General features: G+C 74.7%; 1 protein-coding gene. It reads left to right on the top strand.

Features of this window, described 5'->3' with window-relative positions; all coding sequences use genetic code 11:
* Positions 1-2,040 (top strand): serine/threonine-protein kinase (locus DKL51_RS23210; RefSeq protein WP_124812480.1); only part of this gene is annotated, 2,040 nt, incomplete at its 5' end.
* Positions 2,041-2,551: the final 511 nt, after the last annotated feature.

Below are 2,551 nucleotides of genomic sequence, written 5' to 3'. Positions count from 1 at the left end.
GGCCTCGGCGCCGGCCTGATCGAGCTGCCCCGGGTCCCGCTGCGCGACCCGGCCAGCGCGGTGATGGCCGAGCCGACGGTGGCCGAGTCCCGCCGGTACTGCGTCGCGTGCGACAAGCCGGTCGGCCGGGGGCGGGACGGCACCCCGGGCCGTGCCGAAGGCTTCTGCCCCCACTGCGGCACCCCGTTCTCTTTCCTGCCCCGCCTCGGCCGTGGCGACGTGGTCGACGACCGGTACGAGGTGCTCGGCGCGCTCGCCTACGGCGGGCTCGGCTGGATCTACCTGGCCCGGGACAGGAACGTCAGCGACACCGTCAGCGACCGCTGGGTGGTCCTCAAGGGGCTGATCAACACCAGTGACCCGGACGCGATGGCCGCCGCTGTGACCGAGCGGCGCTACCTGGTGGAGATCGACCATCCGAGCATCGTCAAGATCCACGATTTCGTGCAGCATCCGGACCCGAAGACCGGGGTGCCGGTCGGCTACATCGTGATGGAGTACGTCGGCGGCCAGTCGCTGCGGGACATGCTGGTCAGCCGGCGGGCGGCCACCGGCGAAAGGGCGCTGCCGCTGCCCGAGGTGATCGCCTACGGCGTCGAGATCCTGCCCGCGTTGGGCTATCTGCACGACCGCAACCTGCTGTTCTGCGACTTCAAGCCGGACAACGTCATTCACGCCGAGGAGCAGCTCAAACTGATCGACCTCGGTGCGGTCCGGCAGGTCGACGACGACGTGAGCGCGGTCTACGGCACCCCCGGCTACCAGGCGCCGGAGGTCGCCGAGGTGGGGCCGTCGGTGGCGGCCGACCTCTACACCGTGGGCCGGACCCTCGCGGTGCTGAGCTTCGACTTCCGCGGCTTCGCCAGCACCTACGCCGACCGGCTGCCGGACCGCTCCGAGGTGCCCTTGCTGGGCCGCGAGGAGTCGTACGACCGGCTTCTGCGGCGGGCCACCCACCTCGATCCGGACCGACGCTTCCAGTCGGCGGCCGAGATGAGCGAACAGCTCCTCGGGGTGCTGCGGGAGGTGCTGTCGGCCGCCGACGGCGTGCCCCGGCCGGCGGTGTCCCGGCAGTTCACCCCGGAACGGCGGGCGTTCGGCACCGGCGCCGGAGAGGTGGGCCTGACCGCCATCGCCCGGCGGCTCGACCCGGCGGAGGTCGCCGCCGCGTTGCCGCTGCCGCAGGTGGACATCCTCGACCCGGGCGCCGGCTTCCTGACCACGCTGACGGCGACCGCCCCGGGTGAGCTGATCGCGCAGTTGCGCAACGCCCCGGTGCGCAGCGTCGAGGTGGCGCTGCGCCTGGTGCGGGCCCGGATCGACGGCGGCGACCTGGCCGGCGCCGACGCGGACCTGGACCGGCTCTACGCCGACGACCCGTTCGACTGGCGGATCGACTGGCACCGCGGCCTCGCCGCCCTGGCCGCGAACCGGCCCGGGGACGCCCGGGTGGCGTTCGACGCCGTCTACGACCAACTGCCCGGCGAGCCGGCCATCCGGCTGGCGCTGGCCGCCGCGGTGGAGAGCACCGGGGACCCGGAGCTCGCCGAGCGACTGTACGACCGGGTCTGGCGGACCGACCACGGCTTCATCAGCGCCGCCTTCGGGCTGGCCCGGCTCCAGCTCGCCGAGGGCGGCCGGGTCGCCGCGCTGCGCGTCCTCGACCAGGTGCCGGAGAGCTCCAGCCACCACATCGCCGCCCAGGTGGCCGCGGTCCGGGCCAACCTACCGGCGGACGGGCTTCCCGCCGGCGCCGGCGAACTGCTAGCCGCGTCCGACCGGCTGCAGCGGCTCGGGTTGGACGTCGAGCGGCAGGCCCGGTTGACGGTGGAGATGCTCGAGGCGGCCCTGGCCTGGGTCACCGCCGGGCACACCCTGCCGCCGGACGCCCGGGTCCTCGGACACGGACCGCACGAGAAGGGGCTGAGGCTGGGCCTCGAACGCGCCTACCGCACCCTGGCGCAGCTGGCCGCCGACCCGCCCACTCGCATCGCGCTGGTCGACCGGGCCAACGCCGTCCGGCCGAGGACACTGACATGACCGCCCCGTCCTGCCCCGAGCACGGTCCGGCCGGCGATCCGGGAGACCGCTTCTGTGAGGTGTGCGGGCGCAACCTGCGGACCGGCGAGGAGGCGACGGCCACCGCGGCCCCGCTGCCGGGCCCGAGATCGGGCACACCGCCGGTCGTACCCTGGTTGTCCTCCCGGGCGACCGAGGGCGACTGCGGCGGCTGCGGCGCAAAGGTGCCAGGCGGTGGATACTGCGACTCATGCGGTCGCCGGCGCTCGGTCGGCCGCGACCACGCCGAACTCGACCTCGGCGGCCTTGCCGCAGTGACGGACCGGGCCCGCCGGCCGCGCAACGAGGACGCCGTGGCGATCGGTCGAGTCGCCGGCGCCACCGTAGCGGTGGTCTGCGACGGCGTCTCCACCTCGACCCGCGCCGACACCGCCGCCACCGCCGCAGTGGAGTCGGCCATCGAAGAGCTGCTGGACGCCCTGCGGGGCGGCGCGGATCCGGCGGAGGCCAGCCGGCGGGGCGCCCCGCAGGG

This window comes from Micromonospora globispora (assembly GCF_003857015.1).
GTDB lineage: Bacteria > Actinomycetota > Actinomycetes > Mycobacteriales > Micromonosporaceae > Micromonospora > Micromonospora globispora.
The sequence above is the reverse complement of the archived record's forward strand: the minus strand, read 5'-3'. Positions and strand labels throughout refer to the sequence as shown.